The organism is Microbacterium album, from assembly GCF_014643695.1.
Classification (GTDB): domain Bacteria; phylum Actinomycetota; class Actinomycetes; order Actinomycetales; family Microbacteriaceae; genus Microbacterium; species Microbacterium album.
The window spans coordinates 156,097-173,507 of sequence record NZ_BMJY01000005.1; the positions used below are offsets into that span (position 1 = coordinate 156,097).

Sequence of the window (17,411 nt, forward strand, 5' to 3'; positions counted from 1 at the left end):
GCGGCTCGACAACACGTGTCCTCAGCGAGCACACGTCCTGATCACGCTGGGACGACGTGTCGCCGTGCAGAACACGTGTTGTCGCGATGTGGCGCCGCGCACGGCGGCGCTCAGTCCTCTTCGTTCTGGTTCCGCAGCGCCTCGTCGTCGAGCAGCGCGAGATCGGCGCGCGTGACGAGCTGCGACGTGACGGCGTACTCGACGAGGCGGGCACGGCGGTTCGTCGCGAGCTTGCCCGGGCCGCCGCGCAGGCCCTGCACGCCCATGCGGTCGAGCTTGTCGCACACGTTGTCGAGCTTGCGGTTGAACTTGCTCATCGTCCAGCCGAGACGCTGCGCGGCGGCGCTCGACGAGGGCAGGTCCGCCATGCTGACGCCCTCACGGCGCAGCATGGGTTCGGCGAGGGCGACGATCAGCAGGCGCTGCAGCGGCGTGAAGCTGACGGGCATGACGGTCGTCTCGCCGCTCATGGACGCCTCCACCTGGCTCGAGACGGCGTACTGCGCCTCCTCCGTGTAGAGCGTCAGCTCATAGGTCGTGGGGCCCGCGGTGAACACGATGACGCTCTGGGCGAAGACGATCGGCATGCGCGCGCCCGGCGACAGCCACGACTGCACGGCGCCCCCCGCGCTCGACACCGTGGCCGCCAGGCGGGAGCCGACGTTCGCGAGCCACCACAGGCCGTCGTGGTACTGCAGCTCGAGGAACTGGCGGTGCAGGTACTGGTTGTCGTCGATCTCGAGGTCGCCCTCGCGGCCGATCACGAACGGCCGGCCGGTGGGCACCTCGTGCCACTCGCCCGCGAACTCGACCCGCAGCGGGGCGATCCGTCCCGGCATCGTGTCGACCTCCACCGCGTCGAACTGCCCCGTGGACTCACTCATCTGCGTCACAACGCGACCCCTTCCCGCCAGACATGTTGCCATGACGGCGGGGCGCGCGTTCACGCGGATCACCGGCGCGTCACCTCCGAGACGCGATATACCGATGTATCGTGCCCCGGCGGGTCAGCCGTCCGCGGGCGACCAGTCCACGGCCCCCGCCGTGAGCGGCGCCACGGCGCCCGGTCGCGGCCGGACCGCGTCGATGTCGCGGTCGGCGACGGTCACGACGGGGTTCATCGCCAGCGGGACCGCGATGGCCTGGGAGACGAGCGAGGTCTCGATCCGCACCCGCAGGTCGCGGGCCTCGTACTGATCGGCGGTGCGCGCGAGCTCCTCGATGAGGGCGTCCCGCTCGGGATCCGTCGCGCCGCTCAGGGACGCGGCGCCCCAGGTGCCCCACTGCGCCGCGATGTCGGCGGGGGCGTCGGGGACGGGAACGCGTGCGATCACGGCGGACCAGTCGTCACGCTCGGACACGGCTCGCGCGAGGTCCTCGTCGCCGCAGTCCCGCACGTCCCATCCGGCCTCCGCGGCGCCCGCCTGCAGCGCCGAGAACAGCCCCGTGGCGAACTCACTGCGCGCGTCGTAGAGCACGCACACGCTCGTGCCGGCGGGCACGCGGGCGCGCTCGCGGTCCTCCGCGGCCTCGCGCGCGGGACGGTCGAAAGCGGCCGGCAGGTCCGCGTCCTCGAGCGCGATCTGGTAGCCGCCGCTCTCCGGGGGGAACAGCAGGCTGTCGTGCGCCGGATAGGCCTCCTGCCACGGACCGGCCGCAGCCGCCACCATGTCGCGGCGCGGCACCGCCCGCAGGAACGCGGTGCGCGGCCCCGGCGTCGTGAACTCGCCGCGGTCCGCGCGCAGCACGAGGGCCCACTGCGTGCCGTCGTGCGTGGTGGTGACGCGGTAGTCCGTCCGCTCGCGCTCGCGCACCGCCTCACGGTTGTCTGTGCGGGGCGCGAGCTGCACGACGTCGGCCGTGTCGCCGAGCGCGTCGAGCGGGCTCACGCCCGGAAGGCGCCGCAGCTCCAGCCGCTCGAACTGCGGCGTGGGCCGGCCGCGGTATGCGTTGTTGACGACGAGCTCGATGCGCTGCGCCTCCGGGTTGCGCAGGTCGAGGGCGTCGATGCGGTACGGCCCGCTCGACAGCAGCAACCGCTCGTCGACATCGTCGGAGTCGATCGCGAACGCCGCGTTCCATTCCGTCGCGATGCGCGCCACGGCCTCTCCGTCACCGGACCGGATCGCGGTGGACACGGCCTGCTTGGCCTCCATCGGATCCGAAAGGTCGAACGCCAGCTGGCCGACGACGTGCGCCGGGACGGCGACGTCGAGCGCCGTCCGCCAGTCCACGATGGGCTCGTGGAAGCGCACGTCGATCCTCCGCTCGAACTCGTCCACCTCGGGCACACCGGCGCTGCGCACCAGACCGCTCGGCACGGCGTCGAACCACGCGCTCCCCTCCGGCGGCGCGGGCGTCTCCCCACCCGGCGTGGCGCCCTCGGGCGCGAGGTCCTCGGGAGCGTGGAAGTTGGAGCCCGCAGCCCACGCGAGCAGCAGGTCGGCGGCGTCGATCGGGATCCCGTCCGACCACTGGGGCTCGGCGAGGTCGTAGCGCACCGTGAAGCTCTCGGGGTCGACGATCGACACCCGGCCGAACCTCTCGTCGACCACGTCCGCCCCGCCCACCCGCTCGGCGAAGCGCGCTCGCGTGAGCGCGGCGACATCCAGGTTCCCCGGCGTCGCGCCGGTCGTGCTGGCGGGGTTCGTGCTCGTCAGGCTCCCCTGCCACGCCATCACCGCGGAGGAGCCGCTCACCACGCTGTTCGGCAGCGCGGGTGCGCACGCCGTCAGCGTCAGCGCCGTCGCGAACGCGAGCGTCAGCGCCGCAGGGCGGAGCGATCGGCGAGGACGCCCACGGCGTCGTGCCGCGCCGAGGCGCACGCGCAGGCCGTGGGCACCGGCTCCTGGTACACGGCGCGGGCTACTGGTCATCGAGCGTGGACCACGTTCCCAGCGGGGCGAGGATCGCCTTCGACATGACATCGCGCGGAAGCACCCCGCGCTGAACCAGGATTCGCAGAACTTCCGTGCGATTGTGCAGCAGCTGCTTGCCGTGCGCGTCCAGCCCGTCGAGAGGATGCTCCGCCGCGTCATCGGAGCGGAGCCGCGACGTGAGGGTCATGGCGAGCAGTCCCGCAAGCGACAGCGCGGCCAGGACCACGGCCGGGGTCAGCGCGTTCGCACGCACCTCGGCGAACGCGGGCAGCAACAGCAGCCCGCAGGTCAGGACGGCGATGACGGCCAACAGCGAGACCAGCTGGAGGCCCTGCCGCGAGCGACGGCGCCGGTCCGCCACCCACATGACGACTGCCGCGACGGCGTACAGGATCCCGACCACGTAGCCCGCGACATACAGCTGCAGCGACAGCCCCTCCGACCAGACGGGCGCCCCACCCCAGAATCCGGGGTTCGCGACGAGGGCGAGCGTCCCGAGCGCCGGAGCGCCGATCAGGACCCCGTGCAGCACGAAGCCGAGCGACATCGCCAGGCGCCCCGCCCACGGACGGTCCTCGGGCGGGGACTCGAGGGGTCGCCGCTCCAGCTCTGCCTCGATGTCGCCGAGCCGTACCGGCCCCTCGAACCGAGCGGTGCGCGCCCAGTCAACGGCCGTCCGCAGGTCGCTCATCGCCCTCCTTCTCTCACGTCCTCCGTGCTCGCCTCGGCCGCGGGCCGCACATGCGAGGCCCCCGACGTATCCTCCGGGGCTCTCCACCATGCGCGGCGCGGGCGTGCGCGGCATGAAAAAACTGTAGTGGTGGCACACGTCGCCCGCCTCCCGGGCCGGGCGCGGGGGCGGGCGGAGCGAGCGAAGCTCGGGTTCGGGGCGCAACCGCACGGGGAGACGACTGTGGGTTGCGAGCCGGGCGTCCCCCGGCTCGCAACCCACGACGTCGCTGTCAGCCGCCGGCGAGCTGCGTGTCCATGTCGCGGATCGCGTCCGCCATGTCGCGCAGCGCCTGCGCCATCTCGGACACGCCCTCCGACGCGTCCTTCAGACCGTTGGTGAGCTCCTCGTACCCGTCGCGGTACTTGCCCGACGCCTTCTCGGTCTTGAAGCCGCTCTCGGTCAGCTCGTCGACGTAGCCCTGCAGCTCGCTCAGCAGGTCGTCGATCGACTTCTTCCCGTCGTCCAGCTTGGCGGCCGTCGACTCCATCTCGTCATAAGTTGCACCGAAGTCGCTCATCAGAACGCTTCCCCTCTCATCTCGGATGCTTCTCGTATCGGAGGCCGGCCCAGCCGCACCACCCGCACACCACGTTAGGAAAGAACCCCGCCCGCGCACAGGGGTAGCACTACCCGGGGGCGCCCTGCCCACCCGGCCGGGCTCGCCGCGCGGCCGGATCGCCGCGCCCGCCCGACGGTCATTCCGAGGACCCCCGGAGCTGCTCCCGGAGCTCCGCGGCGGTCTCGTCGAGGGTGTGGAGCTCCCCGAGCGGCACATCGGAGGCCAGCTCGACCACGCGAGGGTGCAGGTGCCCGCGTTCGGCGAGGATCGCCAGCACCCGCCCGCGCAGGGCGAGCAGGTCACGCACCTCGCGCTCCTCGAGCGCCGGGATGTGCACGGGCAACCGCGGCGCCTTCCGCGGTCGCCTCGGGGGCGGGCCGGCGGGGTTCGACGTCGACAGCGCGGCCAACGCGACGATCATCACGGCCGAGAGCACGAGGGCGGCCCACACCGGAACGCTCCACGCGTCCCAGCCGGCGGTTCCGCGCACGCTGCGCATCAGCGGGAGGGCGAACACCGCGCAGACCAGGGTGAGCCCGGGGCTCAGGAACGCCGCAGCCTGCCGAGGCCGGCCGCGCCGGAGCCAGCCCACCACGCCCTCCCCGAGCGGGTACAGCGCCACGGCGAAGCACACGCCGGCGGCGACGACGGCGGAATCGCCCGGGAGCCCGTTCCACCACCCCGTGACGTCCGGGCTCGACAGGAAGGCGGCCACGCCGAAGACCGGCGAGAAGGCGACGGCCGCCACGAGGAGCCCCCGCCACAGGTCGGGGTCGAGGAACGTCGGCCGACGACGCTCTGGGCGGGCCCGGGGGCTCTCCCGCAGCACGCGGCGCTCGACCTCCGTGGGTGTCGCGAGCGGACGCGCCGACCGCGCCCAGCGCTCGACGGCGGATTCGGCCATGTGCTCCACGCTGTCGGCCGGCCGTCAGTGGTCGAGCCGGTGCCAGGTGCCGAGCGGCATCTCGAGCGCCCGCCGCCATGTCGCATCGTCGACCAGGCCCCGATCGCGCAGCACGTGCAGCACCAGGGTGCGGTCGCGGAACTGGAGCCGCTCCGTCTCGCTCCCCGCCAGGACGTGGTCCGGCACGCGCTCCGGCGGCGGACCGGACCGGGACGCGAAGATCGCGAACCCGGTGCAGGCGGTCCCCGCGACGATCGCGAGCACGATCCACACCACGAGGTGGCCGGGCACATCGAGCTCGCCTGCGGCCACCGCCACGAGACCCGCGACACCGGTCACCGCGGAGGCCACACCGACGAGGATCTCGTAGCCCGTGCGGTGGCGACCGTACACCGTGAACCACATCGTCAAGACGCCGACGGGGAAGGCGGTCGCCAGCATGTAGCCGACCCTGCTGCCCGTCAGCCAGGAGTCGATGTCGTCCGCGGTCGTCGCGCGGTCGGCGAGAAGCAGCCCGACCACTCCGAGGACCCCCGGGGCGATCAGGAAGAGGGAGGCGATGATCAGCAGCACGATCCTGCCCCCGAGCGAACTCTCCCGCCGGACCGCGTCGACCCGCACCGGTCTCGACAGCACCTCGGCCTCGACGTCCCCGAGCCGGATCGGGTCGGGGAACGTCGCCGTACGTGCCCACGCCGTCAGCGACGCGCCGGCTGCGGTGCCCCGCTGCTCCATCCGGTCCTCGTGCCCCGTCACGACGCGGCCCCCGCGGGGTACCAGCGGACGGTCGACACGCAGGCGTCCAGCAGGCCGCGCAGCCGCTCGAGCGCCGGATCGTCCGCCGGCGTCTGAGGATCACGACCGAACCCCGCGACGAGCTGCAGCGCGCGTCGCCGACGCGACCCGGGCATGGGAGTGAGATACACCCGGCTGTGGGCGACGATGCTGCCGTCCGCCGCGCGGCGCGTCTCCTCCCGTTCGAACCAGAGGGTGCGCCGATCGTCGAGCAAGGGCTGCGCCCCGTACTGGCGGACCAGGGTGCGGACGAGCGCGTCGAGCGTCTCGCCCGGCTCGGCACGACGGATCGACGCACTGATCGATGTCGGCAGCCACAGCGTGCCGGGGTCGGGATCGGCGGGCGAGAAGAACGCGAACACGCCGGCGCCGCGCATGTCCTCGAAGGACGCCTCGAGGGCGGGCTTCAGGTGCGCGTAGAGGTCCGGTCGCTGGTGGCGCATCGCCCGCTGCCGCAGTTCGGCGAGCATGTCGCGCAGCGTGTCGTCGTCCGGCTCGCGCCGCGACCATCCCGGCGGGAGATCCATCTCGAACGGGGGGTCCGGCGGGATGCTCAGCGCCTCCCGGAGGCTGGATGCGTTCGTCATGACACCTCGATCTCCCACGGCGCGTCCTCCATCAGCCACGCGGGCCGCACTCCCCGGAAGCGCGCGCCGTCCGCTCGTTCGATGCGAATGCTCTCCAGCATCCCACGCAGGCCCGACAGCAGACGCAGGTACATCCCGACCGGCGTCTCGTCGACGCCGACGATCACCGTGGTCGTGCCGTCGTCGAACGCGTAGTGGACCGTGACGGTCTCGACGCTCTCACCGTGCGGGAGCGACACGGCGGAGCGGTCCACCCACTGCAGCCCCGAGCCGAGCCCCTCCGCCTCGACGCCGTGCAGCACACCTCCGAGGTCGCGCCACGGCGGCGCCACCTGCGTCGACATCAGGGTCACGCGGCACATCGCCACGATGGGGGCGAAGACGGGCCACACCTGCAACACCGCGACCGACGGCGACGCGGCCCGATCCTCGAGCCCCCGCCCGAGCAGGGTCCGCACGTCGTCCTCCGCGCGGGGATCCCACTGCTCGCCCCAGGCTTCGCGCAGCTCGCCCGTCGCCGCTCGCACCCAGGCATCCCACTCCTGACGGGGAAGATCCCCCGGCAGGATCAGCCAGCCCGGTTCGACGGTCTCCAGCCGGATGCGCCACTCCTCGAGGGGTCCGCCCGGGTCGGCCGGCGTCACAGCAGGATCCGGACGGGCTCGGGGATCGACTGCTTCCAGCTGCTGCCGTCCCCGAAGGCCTTGCTGAACCACCCCTGGTACTTCAGCACGTTCGTGCCCAGATTGAACACGCCCTCGGCGACCATGGCGACCGGGCCGACCTTCAGGCTCTGCCCGGCGTCACCGAGGGTGTACAGGAAGCTGAGGCCGATCCAGTCCTCCTTGCTGTATCCCGTCACTCCTTTGCTGAGGGCGCTCTTCCACCCCTGGGTCCGGCCGATGCTGATGAGCCCGTCGGTGGTCGCGCGATTCGTCCACGCCCCGCTCCACGTGGACGGCTTGAAGACCTTGAAGGTGTTGGAGACCTCGTCGGCGAAGTCGAGACGCATGAACTTCGGCCCCAGCTTGCCGACCGGGATGATGGCGGCGACGGCGAAAGCGATGTCCCACCCGTTCTTGTCGCCGAACTGCACCGCCTGGATCACGGTGACCGCGAGGGCGACGACGCCGATGGCGAGCGCGATCGCGGCGAGCAGGGGCCCGCCGATGATCAGGGCGGCGACGCCCACGATGAGGCCGGCCCAGCCGAGGACCTCGCTGAAGCCGTGCAGGAAGCTGCGCCAGCCGCCGTCCTCGATGGTCCCGGCCATCTCCTCGCTGAGTCCCGAGACGGCGGTGTCGAACGCTTCCTCCCAGGTGTCGTACGCGCGGTCGAAGAGCTCGCCCTCGGCCTGGTAGGCGTCCCACGCCGCCTTCTTCGCCTCGTCCTCCGCGCGCTGCTGCTCGGCCTCCGGGCTGCCGTCCTCGGGCTGGAAGAGGCCGCCCGTCCCCCGCGGCTGGACCTCCCCCGGCAGGGAGATGTACGTCAGGAGCAGGCGTTCGCATTCGCCCACGTGGCCGTTGAGGACGGGCATGACCGCGGCCAGGTCGGTGCCGTACTGGCGGATGATCGGCCCGAGCGGCTTGTAGAGCTCCGCGGCCTCGCGCAGCGTCACGTACGAGTCGCCGATGGACTCCCGCAGCGCGTCCACCGCCTGGCCCTGATCGGCCGTCGCCCGGGTACTGATGTCGGCGAGCACGCTCGCGCAGTTCTCCATGCGGCTGCCCAGCCGGACCATCTCGAGCCCGCGTGCCCTGATGTCTTCGGGCTCACCCGTCACTTCCTCGATGAGACGCCCTGACGGCGATTGCATGATGATCACGTCGGACTCTCCTGGCTCAGCGGGTCGCGGTGGTCGGGTTGGCGCACGGGTCGAGCAGGACGGCCACCTCGGTGTCGAACCCCTCCACCGTCTCGACGACGGCGTCGACGTGCTCCTTCACCTCGGTCAGCTGCTGCGCCAGCCGGCCGCGCTGGATGTCCCAGCGCGACTCGATGTCGCCCGCCTTCCTCCGCAGCTCTGACCGCCCGAAGGGCGTCCCGATCGCGCTTTCGAGAGCGTCGGAGACGCTCACGGCGTGCTCGAACTCCTTGGCGATCCGCTCGAGCTGGCGGCCGACGCGCCGGAGGTCGGTCAGCGACACATAGACGTCACTCATGGATCTGCTCCTTCCCACCGGTGAACACGCTAGGAGACAACCGGCGATGCGGACAGGGGCAGCTCTGCCCGGTCCCGACTACCCGGTCCCGCCGTCCCGCCCCGAACGACCCGACCCGACGACCCGTGCGGCGCCGCCCGAACGGGCCCTCAGCCCGATGTCGGCCGGGGCGGAACCCACCGCAGGGTGCTCACCATCGCGTCGAACGCCAGCTCGTACGCCTTGAGCCGGGTGTCGTCCTCCGGCACCGACGCCGGCGCCCCGAACGATGCCGTCAGGGCCAGAGCGCGCGTGCGGGGCCCGGCGGGCACCGGCGTCAGGTACTCGATCGCCTTCACCCGCAGGACCTGCCCCTCGACCTCACGCCGCGAGACGCGCGCATAGCGGATGAAGCGCTTGTCCCCGAACAGCGGCTCCGCGCCGAACTCCCGGATCAGACCCGACACGAGCTCGTCGAGCGAATAGTCGGGGCCGCCGCGCCGGATGCTCGCCACGATCGATCCCGGGAGCCAGATCGTCTCGTCACGCTCCTCCGTCGCGGAGAACACCGCGATCACCGACTGCCGGCGCAGGTCCGCGAACGTGTCCGCGAGCATCGCCTGCGCCGCGCTCATCAGGTCGGTGCGGCCCAGCTCCGCGAACCGGCGCCGGATCGCGCTGCCCATCTCCACGTATCGGCCCTCGTCCGGTACCCACTTCGTCCATCCCGGCAGGAGCGTCAGCTCGAAGTCGGGATCGGGCGCCGCCCCCAGTTCCTCGCGCAGCGAGATCCGGCCGCTCGTCTCGGTCACGATTCCCCTCCCCACTCCGCGGGCTGCAGGAGCCCCGCGGGCGGCCCCGACCGGAATCGGGTGCCGTCCTCATGCTCGATCTCCAGCGAGTCGACGAACGGCTGCAGGTCGAGAGCGACCTGCGCCGCGAAGGCCGCGGTCGTCTCCGTCATGTCCACGACGACGCTCCTGTGCTCGTTCGCGAAGACCAGCGCCCTGGTGACGAGCTCGAGCGGCCGGTCCCGGAACTGGACGGTGCGCCGACGCCTCCACTCGATCCCCGGGCCGATGCCCGCCGCGCTGCAGTAGGTCGGCTCGTAGCCTTCGGCGCCCCAGTCGGGCACGTCGCGTGTCGGCACCGTCGAGACGCCGATCAGCACCATCACCGGCGACACGGCGGGCCAGCACACGAACAGCGTGCCGGCCTCGGGGCCGCGTTCGGACACGACCCCGAGCAGAGGCACCAGGAGCTGTGCCTCGTAGTCGTCGTCCCACACATCCGCCCAGTCGTCGCGCAGCGAGTCGACGACGCCCCGCACCCAGGCCACGGCACGGTCCTCGTCGAGACCGGCTGGCACAGGGAGCCAGGCGTCGGGCACGTCGATACGGCGGAATCGCAGCGGTGCGGAGGGAGGGTTCACGACAGGTGGGGGTACTTCTCTTTGAGGTAGACGTCGTCGAGCGTGTGCAGGCGCCCCAGGGGAACCCCGGGGATGAGCTCCAGTACGCGGGCGGGGATCTCACCCTTCGCCGCGAAGATGTCCACCACGCGCCCGCGCAGGGCCAGCAGCTCCTGCACCTCGTGCTCGCTGAGCTCGTCCACGTCGACGGGCAGGGAGGCGGCAGCGCGCCCTTCCGGCTTCGGGTCCGCCGTCCGGGTCGAGGCCACCAGGAGCACGATCGCCACCGCCGCGCCGCCCACGGCGGCCACCCAGACGGGGATGCTCCAGCCCGCCAGGTCCGGCGACGTCGGCGCGACCGCGACGATCAGCCACAGCGAGATTGCGGCGCAGACGGCCACGAGCAACGACGTCGCGACGCTCGCACCGTCCCGCTTGCGGCCCGAGTGGAACCAGCCGGACAGCACGATCCCGAGCGTCACCACGGACACGGCGAAACAGGCACCGCACGCGATCAGCGCGGTGGTCAGCCCGAGGCCGTTCCACCACCCCGTCACGTCCGGGCTCGACAGCAGCGCCGCCAACCCCATCACGGGAGAGACGAACAGGAGGATCGGCAGCGCGATGGCCCACGCATTGCCGCTCAGCTTCTCCGCGGCGGTCTCGGCACGCGCGCGCGGGCTCTCGAGCAGCACGCGCCGCTCGATCTCCGAGGGCCTGCTGATCGCCGACTTGGAGTGCGCCCACTTCTCCACCCGGAGAGTCTGCGCCTGGGACATCGGCTCGCTCCCCGCGCCCGCGGCCGTCACCAGATGACCTCCACCCACGTGGGCATGTCCTTCTTGACCGACTCGCCGCCCGTGACCTTGTTGACCAGCCCCTCGATCTTCAGCATGTTGCCCAGCATGCCATGACCGGTCTGCCAGACGAGGTCGCCCATGAACCCGAGCTGGCCCAGCACGCTCATGTTCTCCAGGCCCTTCCCCTCGACCATGCTCATCCACCCCTTGGGGTCCTTGCCCGTCGTGAGGCGGGAGAGCATTCCGGCGATTCCCTCGCCGTTGCGCCAGGCCGCGGTGGTGCCGTTCTTCGCCCACTGCACCACGCTGCCCCCCGCGGGCTCCATGATCTCGCGGATCTGCTTGAACTCGCTCGCCACCTTCGAGAAGTTGCTGGGCTTGAGCCCGAACGACGCCTCGGCGAGGAAACCGCCGACCCCGCCTTTGAAGAGCGTGCCCAGCTTGGCGAACGGCAGCACTCCGACGAGCGCCCACCCCAGATCCGCGAGGGTCGCCTCCCCCAGCGCGTACTGCACCACCGTGAGCACGAGGATGAGCCCGCCCACGATCGCCGCGAGCGCGACGAACGGGCCCGCGAAGACGATCGCCAGGATCGCGAGTCCGAACGCCACCCAGCCGAGCACCTCGACGATGCCGTTCAGGGCGTCCAGCCAGCCATTGGGATCGCGGATCTTGCCGGCCATCCCGTCCTTGATGCCGAACTCCGCCTGTTCGTAGGCGAAGGACCACGAGTAGTACAGGGAGTCGTACTCCCTCGCCGCGTCCTCCCACCGCTGGTACGCGGCGAGCTTGGCCGCGTACTCGTCCTGCGCCGCCTGCTCGTCCTCGTCGTCGCTCGTGGACCGCGGACCGTAGAGGCTGCCGGGCAGAGCCTCGTACGCCGCCCACAGCGACTCGCAGTCCTCGACCTTCGCATCGATGCGCGGCTGCACGTCCCGCACCGCGTCGCCGTACTCGGCGATCACCGGCCCGACGGGCGTGTAGAGCTCGCCCGCCTGCCGCAGCACCTGGAACGCGTCGCCGATCTCCTCGCGCAGCGCGTCGACGGCGTCGCCGTACTGACCGTCGCCGCTGTTCTTGACGGCCTGGAGGATGTCCGCCGCGTCGGTCATGTAGCCGCCCAGCCGCTCGATCGCGCGCCCCCGCAGCCAGATCGCCGATCCGTCGCCCTCAAGCCGTCCGATCTCGTTCAATCCCGGTGACCGGTACAACTCTCACCCCTCTCCCTTCGGCTTCGCAACGCGCATCCGCCTCGCGTCACTCCGTGCTCAGCTGGGTCGCCAGCTCGGCGTCGCCGTCGCGGAAACCCTGCACGACGTTCTGAACGTGCTCCTGGATCTTCTCCAGGCTCTCCACGAGCTCCTTGCGCTTGTCCTCCCAGCGGTCCTCGAAGTCCCGTGAGCGCTCGCGCAGCCCGGATCGGCCGTACGGGCTCCCGATCGCCGCCGCGAGGTCGTCCGCCCGCCCGGATGCGTTCTGGAACTCCGCGATGATGCGGCCCAGCTTCCGCTCGAGCTCCCCCATCGTGTCGAAGTCGATCTTCACATCAGGCACCGCGTTCTCCCTCCGCTCTCACGTCCCCGACCACGTTAGGCACCGCGCCCCCGGTCTGCACAGGGGGAGGACTCCCCGGGCCGCCACCGCTCCGGCCGCGGCCTTCGCCTCGACCACCCGGGGCCGACAATGCCACAGCGTGACCCATCCGCCACCATCGGCCCATCGGCAGGAGTACCCATGCGGTGCGGCGCGGCCGCGCGCTACCGTCGTGCTGGACCGGTGGGGTGGGAGGGGAACCGTGGCCGGAGAAGACGTCAGGCAGCATCTCGCGGGGCTCGAGTCCGTGGAGGCGCAGCTGCGGGACCTGCACCAGGCCTTCACGGGCACCGACGCGTTCGACCGGGGACTGGGGTACGACACCGGGCACCCCCGACTGAGCCGCGCGGTCGACGACTTCGGCGGCGCCTGGAACGACCGCCGGGCCGAGCTCGCCGACAAGATCGCCCGCGTCGCGGACCTGGCCCAGGCGATCCGGGAGACGTTCCGCGAGCTCGACGCGCAGTACGCCGGCGCGCTGGAGGGCGCGCGGTGAGCCTCGCGTGGTCCGCCCCGCAGCTCGGCGCACTGCCGGGCGACCCCGACCGCCTGAGCGACGCCGGCACCCGCTACGCGGGCGTGGCCGAGCAGATCCAGTCGATCGCCGACCTGCTCCATGCGCTTGCGGACGAGGACGCCTCCCGGGGCGAGGCGGCCGACCACTTCCGCACCGAGGCGCGCGGCACCGCCACGGGCATCGTCGAGGCGCTGCCGCGCTACGAGACCACGGCCGCCGCGCTCACCGAGTACGCGGTCGCGCTCCGCGCCGCGCAGGACGACGCGCTGCGCGCGGCCGAGGACCTCGAGGACGCCCGGGCCGCGGTCATCCCGCTGTACGGCGCGCTCGACTCCGCCCGGCTGAACGCCGACGCCGCCGCGACGCGGGAGGACGACCCGCCGCGGTGGATGCTCGACGAGGTGACGCGGCTCGAGCAGTCCATCGACACCCATGAACAGACGATCCGCACGAGCCTCGCGCTCTACGAGCAGGCGGTGGAGGACCGCGACCGCGCCGCCGAGCGCGCCGCGGACCTCATCGAACCGGTGCTCGAGGCGCTCAACGACGGCTTCTGGGACGACTGGAACGGCTTCTGGCGCGGCGTGGGCGACTTCTTCGCGGGTGCGGGCGAGTGGATCGCGTCGTTCGCGGAGTGGGTGTTCACGGCGCTCGCGACGCTCGTCACGGCTCTCATCGTGCTGGCGGTCGCCCTCACGGCGCTGTCGCTCCTGTTGGCTCCCGGGTTCGCGCTGACGCTGCTGGCGACGGGGACGACCCCCGAGCAGGTGCTCGACGCCGTCATCGCCGCCTCTCTCGCGCTGACGGTCATGCTCAACGCGCCCATGGCGACGCTGCTGGCGATCGAGGCGATCAAGCCCACCCCTCACCTCGACTACGTGGGTGTCAGCCCGGTCGCCACGCACGACCGCGAGACCGGGCGCGCATACTCCGCCTACGAGCGACTGTTCCAGCAGGCGGCGGCGCTCGACGAGCTCGGCGGCAGCGACGCGACGGTGATCGAGATCGTCCAGGTGGGGACGGAGGACGGCAGGCCCGTGTGGCGCGTCACGGTCCCCTCCACGAAGGACTGGGAGGGCTTCGGGTTCGGGATCGACCAGGGGGCCGCGAACGACCTCGGATCGAACTACGCCCTGATGCTCGCGCCGCACCATCAGGCCGCGTACGAGCGGATGGTGGTCGAGGCGATGACCCGCGCGGGCATCGGCCCCGACGATCCCGTCATGGTGACCGGCTGGAGTCAGGGCGGCATCCTCGCGGCCAAGATGGCCTCCGATCCCGCCAGCCCGTTCAACATCGAGGCCATCGCGGTGGCAGGCGCCCCCGTCGACCACATGGCGATCCCCGAGGACGTGTCCGTCGTCTCCCTCCAGCACGCGGGAGACCCCGTGCACCGCCTGGACGGACAGGCCCCGCCGCCCGACCGTGCGGGCTGGGTCACGATCGGCGTCGATCCGTCGGGGGGCTCCGGCGCAGGGGTGCTCCCGGTCGACGTGAGCCAGCACAGCGCCGCCCTGTACGCCGACACCGCCGCGGCCCTCGACAGCGGCGACCTGGTCGCGGCGGGGGCGGTGGACCGCGCGACGCAGGACGCATACGGCGCCGTGGCACAGTCCCAGGGGCGGTTCTTCGCGGATGACGAGGTCGCGTACGTGTACCGCGGAGCGGAGGGCTTCTGATGCGGCGCCGAACGTCTCGCGCGGCGAACGCGGGGGCCCGCACGCTCCGTCTCGTGTCCGCGGCCGCGCTCGCGGCGTCCGCTCTGCTCGCTCTCACGGCCTGTGCGCCGTCGGACGCGGAGGGCACCGTCTCCGCGATCGCCGACGTGCCGGGCGTGGCGGCGGCCTTCGCGGAGTACCAGCAGCCGGGCCTGCCCACCAACGTCCAGCTGGTCGTGACCGTGTCGGTTCCCGACGCGGAGAGCCTCGACGACGACTCCCTGCGCGACATCGTGGACGACGTCCTCGGCACGGCCTGGCGCTCGGCCGAGACGCGTCCGGAGGGCATCTCGGTCTGGGTGACGCCGGAGCCGCTTCCGGACTCAGGACGGCCCGACACGGTGCGCCTCGGCGGCGAGCGGTGGGGCGGCTACACGGCCGCGGAGCTCGAGGAGAGGTTCGGGGCATGGGAGCAGCCGCGGTGACGAGCGCGTCCCCGCTGCCCGAGCTGCGACTGCGGCTGCCCGGTGCGTGGTGGCAGATCCCCCTGCACGACCGGGAGACCGCGCGCGAGGCGATCCGCGGCCTCGTGCGACGCCAGCTGCCGGGGGATGCGCTCGCTCCCGTGCGGATCGCCGCCGAGCGCCGCCTGCTGGCGGGCCTCGAACAGCCCATCGGGGGCGACGCACTCGCCCTGCACGTGGCGCTGCAGGTCATTCCCGGCACGCCGCTGCCGCTCTCGGCGTTCGTCGTGCAGCCGGAGCGGCGCCTCAGCCCGGCGATCGGCACGGCGCCCGCGGCCACCATGGCCGTGCTCGAGCGGGCGCTCGAGTCCGGCGCGCCCGGCGAGCTCCACCGCTTCCGCACGGCCGAGTCGGAGGTGGCCCGGCGCGTCCGACGCGAGCGCGTCCCGGCGCCCCTCGGCGGCCCCGTGTCGGCCGACGCCCTGGCGCACGCGGGCGCGCGGCCGGAGGACGTGCCGGAGACGGTCGACACGCTCGCCGTCGAGTACTACCTGACCGTGCCGGGCACCAAGGGGTTCCTGCTCGTCGTCTTCACGGCTCCGCTCGGCGCCCTGCAGGACACGCTCGTGGGCTTCTTCGACGCGCTCATCCGCGTCGCCTACTGGCACCGCCCCGAGACCCGGTAGCCCCGCGCCGGCCGACCCGGGGAGAGGCCTCGCCGAGGGCGGAGGCCGTCAGCCGTCCGCACCGCGCGCGGCCTCGAGCCGCTCCAGGCGTCGCTCGTTCGGGTCCGGGGGCACATCGGACAGTGCCGCGATGACGGCCAGGCCCACCGGTCCCGGCGGCCGTTCGAGACCCTCGACGCCCCTCGCCGCCGCGCGGGCGCGTGCGTGCGACCACAGCCGCCCGAGCCGCTCCCCGTCGGCCCCGGCTGCCGCCAGACCACGCTCGAGGTCCCGCGCGAGCGCCGCGCGCGTCCCGGCCAGCTCGGCGCGCACGGCGCGACGCTCCTCCAGCAGCGCGAGGTCCACAGCGCGAGCGGCGGCCGACCGCAGTACCCGCGGAGCGACGAAGAGGAGCGCCGCGAGCACGGACGCCGCCATCGCCGCCCACACCGCCTCTCGCCGCCCCGCGGCAAGCTCCCCGCTCGACTGGGCGAACCAGCCCGTGACCGCGATCGCGACCGCGGCCGCACCGCCCACCAGCGCGTGCGAATGGGCGATGGGGCGCCCCCGCGCCAGGATCGCGATGAGCACGAGCATCGCGGCGGCTCCGGCCGCGCCCATCGAGAACAGCACGTCGTGTTCTGCGATCCGGATGCGTCGGGCGAAGGTGATCGCCACGGGCGTGAATGCCAGCACGCCCGCCGATACGGACAGATAGCCGAGAACGCCCCCGTGCGCTCGCACGCCCAGGCGCGCCCGCAATCGGGAGCGGACGCGCTTCTCGGCGGCCCGCCCGGCCGCCGCTGCGCGCTCTGCCACCGCTCCGAAGACCGAGCCGTAGCCGGCATGCGTGAGGACGATGCCGTCGATCCAGTCGGGCGTGATCATCGAACGCGCGCGCACACGCACGTCGTGGTCGATCGCGGCGAGCGCGGGGTCCACGGGATGTGCGTTCACGGCCGAGACGCCGGGGGGAACGCGCGGAGGTCTCCGGTCGGGGAGACGAGGATCTCGTCGCTCACGACCGCCCGTTCCCCTGACCGCTCGGGGCGGGCCGCGGCGCGCTCTCCGGCGCGGCGAGCGCCTCGCTCAACCGCCACGCCAGGTGATCGCGCTCGGGTCCTCGTGAGCGCACGTAGTTGGTCAGGGGGATCGCCCCGACCGCGACCGGCACGAGCGCGAACCAGCCGATCGCCGCGTTGCCGGCGCTTGCCCCGATGCCCACGACCGCGACGGCCGTCGCGATCAGGATCCAGAAGACGATCGCCTCGGACACGAACCGCAAGCGACCGACGATCCGCACGCCCCGCCCGGGAAGCGGCTCCATCCGCGCCCGCAGGCGCGGGGCGGCCTGCGCGTACCGCATCGCCTCGCGGCTGACGTTCGTGCTGGCGTACAGCCGGTCGCCCCTGGCTGCGATCCACCGCCCCTGGTAGCGGCGCGGGGCACGCGGCCCCGACGCGCGCGCCCGGATCCGCTGCGCAATGTCCTCCATCCCCGCCCCCGGGAGCGTCAGGTCGAACGGCTGGGAGAACCGGAGGAAGGAGACCGGTCTCGTGCCCGCCTCCGCCAGCTGGAAGCGGGTGCTATCGCGAGTGGCCCGCTCCGCGGCGCGCACCTCCGCGCGCACCGCGTCGGTCATCCGCTGGTTCGCCCGCCGACGCTCCGGGCCGCGCGTGATGTCCCGCATCGGATGTCCCCTCCC

General features: G+C 72.6%; 21 protein-coding genes. 4 read left to right on the forward strand and 17 right to left on the reverse strand.

The features are described from left to right. Positions 1-110: 110 nt before the first annotated feature. From IEX37_RS08200 to IEX37_RS08270, 15 genes are all read right to left on the reverse strand, one after another. A complete protein-coding gene (locus tag IEX37_RS08200) occupies positions 111-827 on the reverse strand; it encodes an FHA domain-containing protein (RefSeq protein ID WP_188755838.1) in 717 nt (238 codons plus the stop codon). A 180-nt stretch (positions 828-1,007) separates the two neighbouring features. After that, on the reverse strand, positions 1,008-2,876 hold the full coding sequence (locus IEX37_RS08205; RefSeq protein ID WP_188755772.1) for a periplasmic substrate-binding domain-containing protein: 1,869 nt from the start codon (positions 2,874-2,876) through the stop codon (positions 1,008-1,010). Next, positions 2,866-3,570 (reverse strand): hypothetical protein, encoded by a 705-nt coding sequence (locus IEX37_RS08210; protein WP_188755773.1) that lies wholly within the window; start codon positions 3,568-3,570, stop codon positions 2,866-2,868. The genes IEX37_RS08205 and IEX37_RS08210 overlap by 11 nt, the downstream gene beginning before the upstream one ends. Before the next feature lie 271 nt (positions 3,571-3,841). After that, entirely contained in the window at positions 3,842-4,129 is a 288-nt protein-coding gene (locus tag IEX37_RS08215) for a WXG100 family type VII secretion target (RefSeq protein WP_188755774.1), read from the reverse strand. 178 nt (positions 4,130-4,307) lie between these two features. After that, a complete protein-coding gene (locus IEX37_RS08220; RefSeq protein ID WP_188755775.1) occupies positions 4,308-5,075 on the reverse strand; it encodes a hypothetical protein in 768 nt (255 codons plus the stop codon). Positions 5,076-5,099: 24 nt separating this feature from the next. Beyond that, positions 5,100-5,831, reverse strand: a complete 732-nt coding sequence (locus IEX37_RS08225) for a hypothetical protein (RefSeq protein ID WP_188755776.1) — start codon at positions 5,829-5,831, stop codon at positions 5,100-5,102. Then, a complete protein-coding gene (locus IEX37_RS08230) occupies positions 5,828-6,457 on the reverse strand; it encodes a protein TPRXL (RefSeq protein WP_188755777.1) in 630 nt (209 codons plus the stop codon). Before IEX37_RS08230 ends, IEX37_RS08225 begins: the two co-directional genes overlap by 4 nt. After that, complete coding sequence (locus IEX37_RS08235; protein ID WP_188755778.1) at positions 6,454-7,101, reverse strand: hypothetical protein; 648 nt, start codon at positions 7,099-7,101, stop codon at positions 6,454-6,456. The genes IEX37_RS08230 and IEX37_RS08235 overlap by 4 nt, the downstream gene beginning before the upstream one ends. Next, complete coding sequence (locus IEX37_RS08240; RefSeq protein WP_188755779.1) at positions 7,098-8,282, reverse strand: hypothetical protein; 1,185 nt, start codon at positions 8,280-8,282, stop codon at positions 7,098-7,100. The genes IEX37_RS08235 and IEX37_RS08240 overlap by 4 nt, the downstream gene beginning before the upstream one ends. A gap of 16 nt (positions 8,283-8,298) precedes the next feature. Further along, on the reverse strand, positions 8,299-8,619 hold the full coding sequence (locus tag IEX37_RS08245; RefSeq protein WP_188755780.1) for a flagellar protein FlgN: 321 nt from the start codon (positions 8,617-8,619) through the stop codon (positions 8,299-8,301). 149 nt (positions 8,620-8,768) lie between these two features. Continuing rightward, positions 8,769-9,410 (reverse strand): protein TPRXL, encoded by a 642-nt coding sequence (locus tag IEX37_RS08250; protein WP_188755781.1) that lies wholly within the window; start codon positions 9,408-9,410, stop codon positions 8,769-8,771. Beyond that, positions 9,407-10,030 carry a hypothetical protein gene (locus IEX37_RS08255; RefSeq protein ID WP_188755782.1) on the reverse strand — a complete coding sequence of 208 codons (624 nt, stop codon included), beginning with the start codon at positions 10,028-10,030 and terminating at the stop codon, positions 9,407-9,409. Before IEX37_RS08255 ends, IEX37_RS08250 begins: the two co-directional genes overlap by 4 nt. Then, on the reverse strand, positions 10,027-10,764 hold the full coding sequence (locus IEX37_RS08260; RefSeq protein WP_188755783.1) for a hypothetical protein: 738 nt from the start codon (positions 10,762-10,764) through the stop codon (positions 10,027-10,029). Before IEX37_RS08260 ends, IEX37_RS08255 begins: the two co-directional genes overlap by 4 nt. 50 nt (positions 10,765-10,814) lie before the next feature. Beyond that, positions 10,815-12,020, reverse strand: a complete 1,206-nt coding sequence (locus tag IEX37_RS08265; RefSeq protein ID WP_188755784.1) for a hypothetical protein — start codon at positions 12,018-12,020, stop codon at positions 10,815-10,817. A gap of 46 nt (positions 12,021-12,066) precedes the next feature. Beyond that, positions 12,067-12,363: a flagellar protein FlgN gene (locus tag IEX37_RS08270; RefSeq protein ID WP_188755785.1), complete on the reverse strand. Its 297-nt coding sequence runs from the start codon at positions 12,361-12,363 to the stop codon at positions 12,067-12,069. Between the two features lie 241 nt (positions 12,364-12,604). Here IEX37_RS08270 and IEX37_RS08275 point away from each other — a divergent pair, with 241 nt between their 5' ends. From IEX37_RS08275 to IEX37_RS08290, 4 genes are read left to right on the forward strand one after another with little or no spacing between them, the layout of a single operon-like run. Beyond that, positions 12,605-12,898: a hypothetical protein gene (locus IEX37_RS08275; RefSeq protein WP_188755786.1), complete on the forward strand. Its 294-nt coding sequence runs from the start codon at positions 12,605-12,607 to the stop codon at positions 12,896-12,898. Continuing rightward, the gene (locus IEX37_RS08280) at positions 12,895-14,598 is read left to right on the forward strand and encodes a putative T7SS-secreted protein (protein WP_188755787.1); all 1,704 of its coding nucleotides are present in this window, start codon (positions 12,895-12,897) and stop codon (positions 14,596-14,598) included. The genes IEX37_RS08275 and IEX37_RS08280 overlap by 4 nt, the downstream gene beginning before the upstream one ends. 53 nt (positions 14,599-14,651) lie before the next feature. Continuing rightward, entirely contained in the window at positions 14,652-15,062 is a 411-nt protein-coding gene (locus tag IEX37_RS08285; RefSeq protein WP_188755788.1) for a hypothetical protein, read from the forward strand. Beyond that, on the forward strand, positions 15,044-15,727 hold the full coding sequence (locus IEX37_RS08290) for a hypothetical protein (protein ID WP_188755789.1): 684 nt from the start codon (positions 15,044-15,046) through the stop codon (positions 15,725-15,727). Before IEX37_RS08285 ends, IEX37_RS08290 begins: the two co-directional genes overlap by 19 nt. A gap of 48 nt (positions 15,728-15,775) precedes the next feature. Here the strand turns inward: IEX37_RS08290 and IEX37_RS08295 are convergent, their stop codons facing one another. Beyond that, positions 15,776-16,663, reverse strand: a complete 888-nt coding sequence (locus IEX37_RS08295) for a hypothetical protein (RefSeq protein ID WP_188755790.1) — start codon at positions 16,661-16,663, stop codon at positions 15,776-15,778. Positions 16,664-16,724: 61 nt separating this feature from the next. Beyond that, the gene (locus IEX37_RS08300) at positions 16,725-17,396 is read right to left on the reverse strand and encodes a hypothetical protein (protein WP_188755791.1); all 672 of its coding nucleotides are present in this window, start codon (positions 17,394-17,396) and stop codon (positions 16,725-16,727) included. Between the last annotated feature and the right edge of the window lie 15 nt (positions 17,397-17,411).

Bases quoted from the DNA above. Each gene is read 5' to 3' on its own strand.
- IEX37_RS08205 (WP_188755772.1), bottom strand. From the start codon at position 2,876: ATGACCAGTAGCCCGCGCCGTGTACCAGGAGCCGGTGCCCACGGCCTG.
- IEX37_RS08210 (WP_188755773.1), bottom strand. From the start codon at position 3,570: ATGAGCGACCTGCGGACGGCCGTTGACTGGGCGCGCACCGCTCGGTTC.
- IEX37_RS08215 (WP_188755774.1), bottom strand. From the start codon at position 4,129: ATGAGCGACTTCGGTGCAACTTATGACGAGATGGAGTCGACGGCCGCC.
- IEX37_RS08220 (WP_188755775.1), bottom strand. From the start codon at position 5,075: ATGGCCGAATCCGCCGTCGAGCGCTGGGCGCGGTCGGCGCGTCCGCTC.
- IEX37_RS08230 (WP_188755777.1), bottom strand. From the start codon at position 6,457: ATGACGAACGCATCCAGCCTCCGGGAGGCGCTGAGCATCCCGCCGGAC.
- IEX37_RS08245 (WP_188755780.1), bottom strand. From the start codon at position 8,619: ATGAGTGACGTCTATGTGTCGCTGACCGACCTCCGGCGCGTCGGCCGC.
- IEX37_RS08290 (WP_188755789.1), top strand. From the start codon at position 15,044: ATGGGAGCAGCCGCGGTGACGAGCGCGTCCCCGCTGCCCGAGCTGCGA.
- IEX37_RS08300 (WP_188755791.1), bottom strand. From the start codon at position 17,396: ATGCGGGACATCACGCGCGGCCCGGAGCGTCGGCGGGCGAACCAGCGG.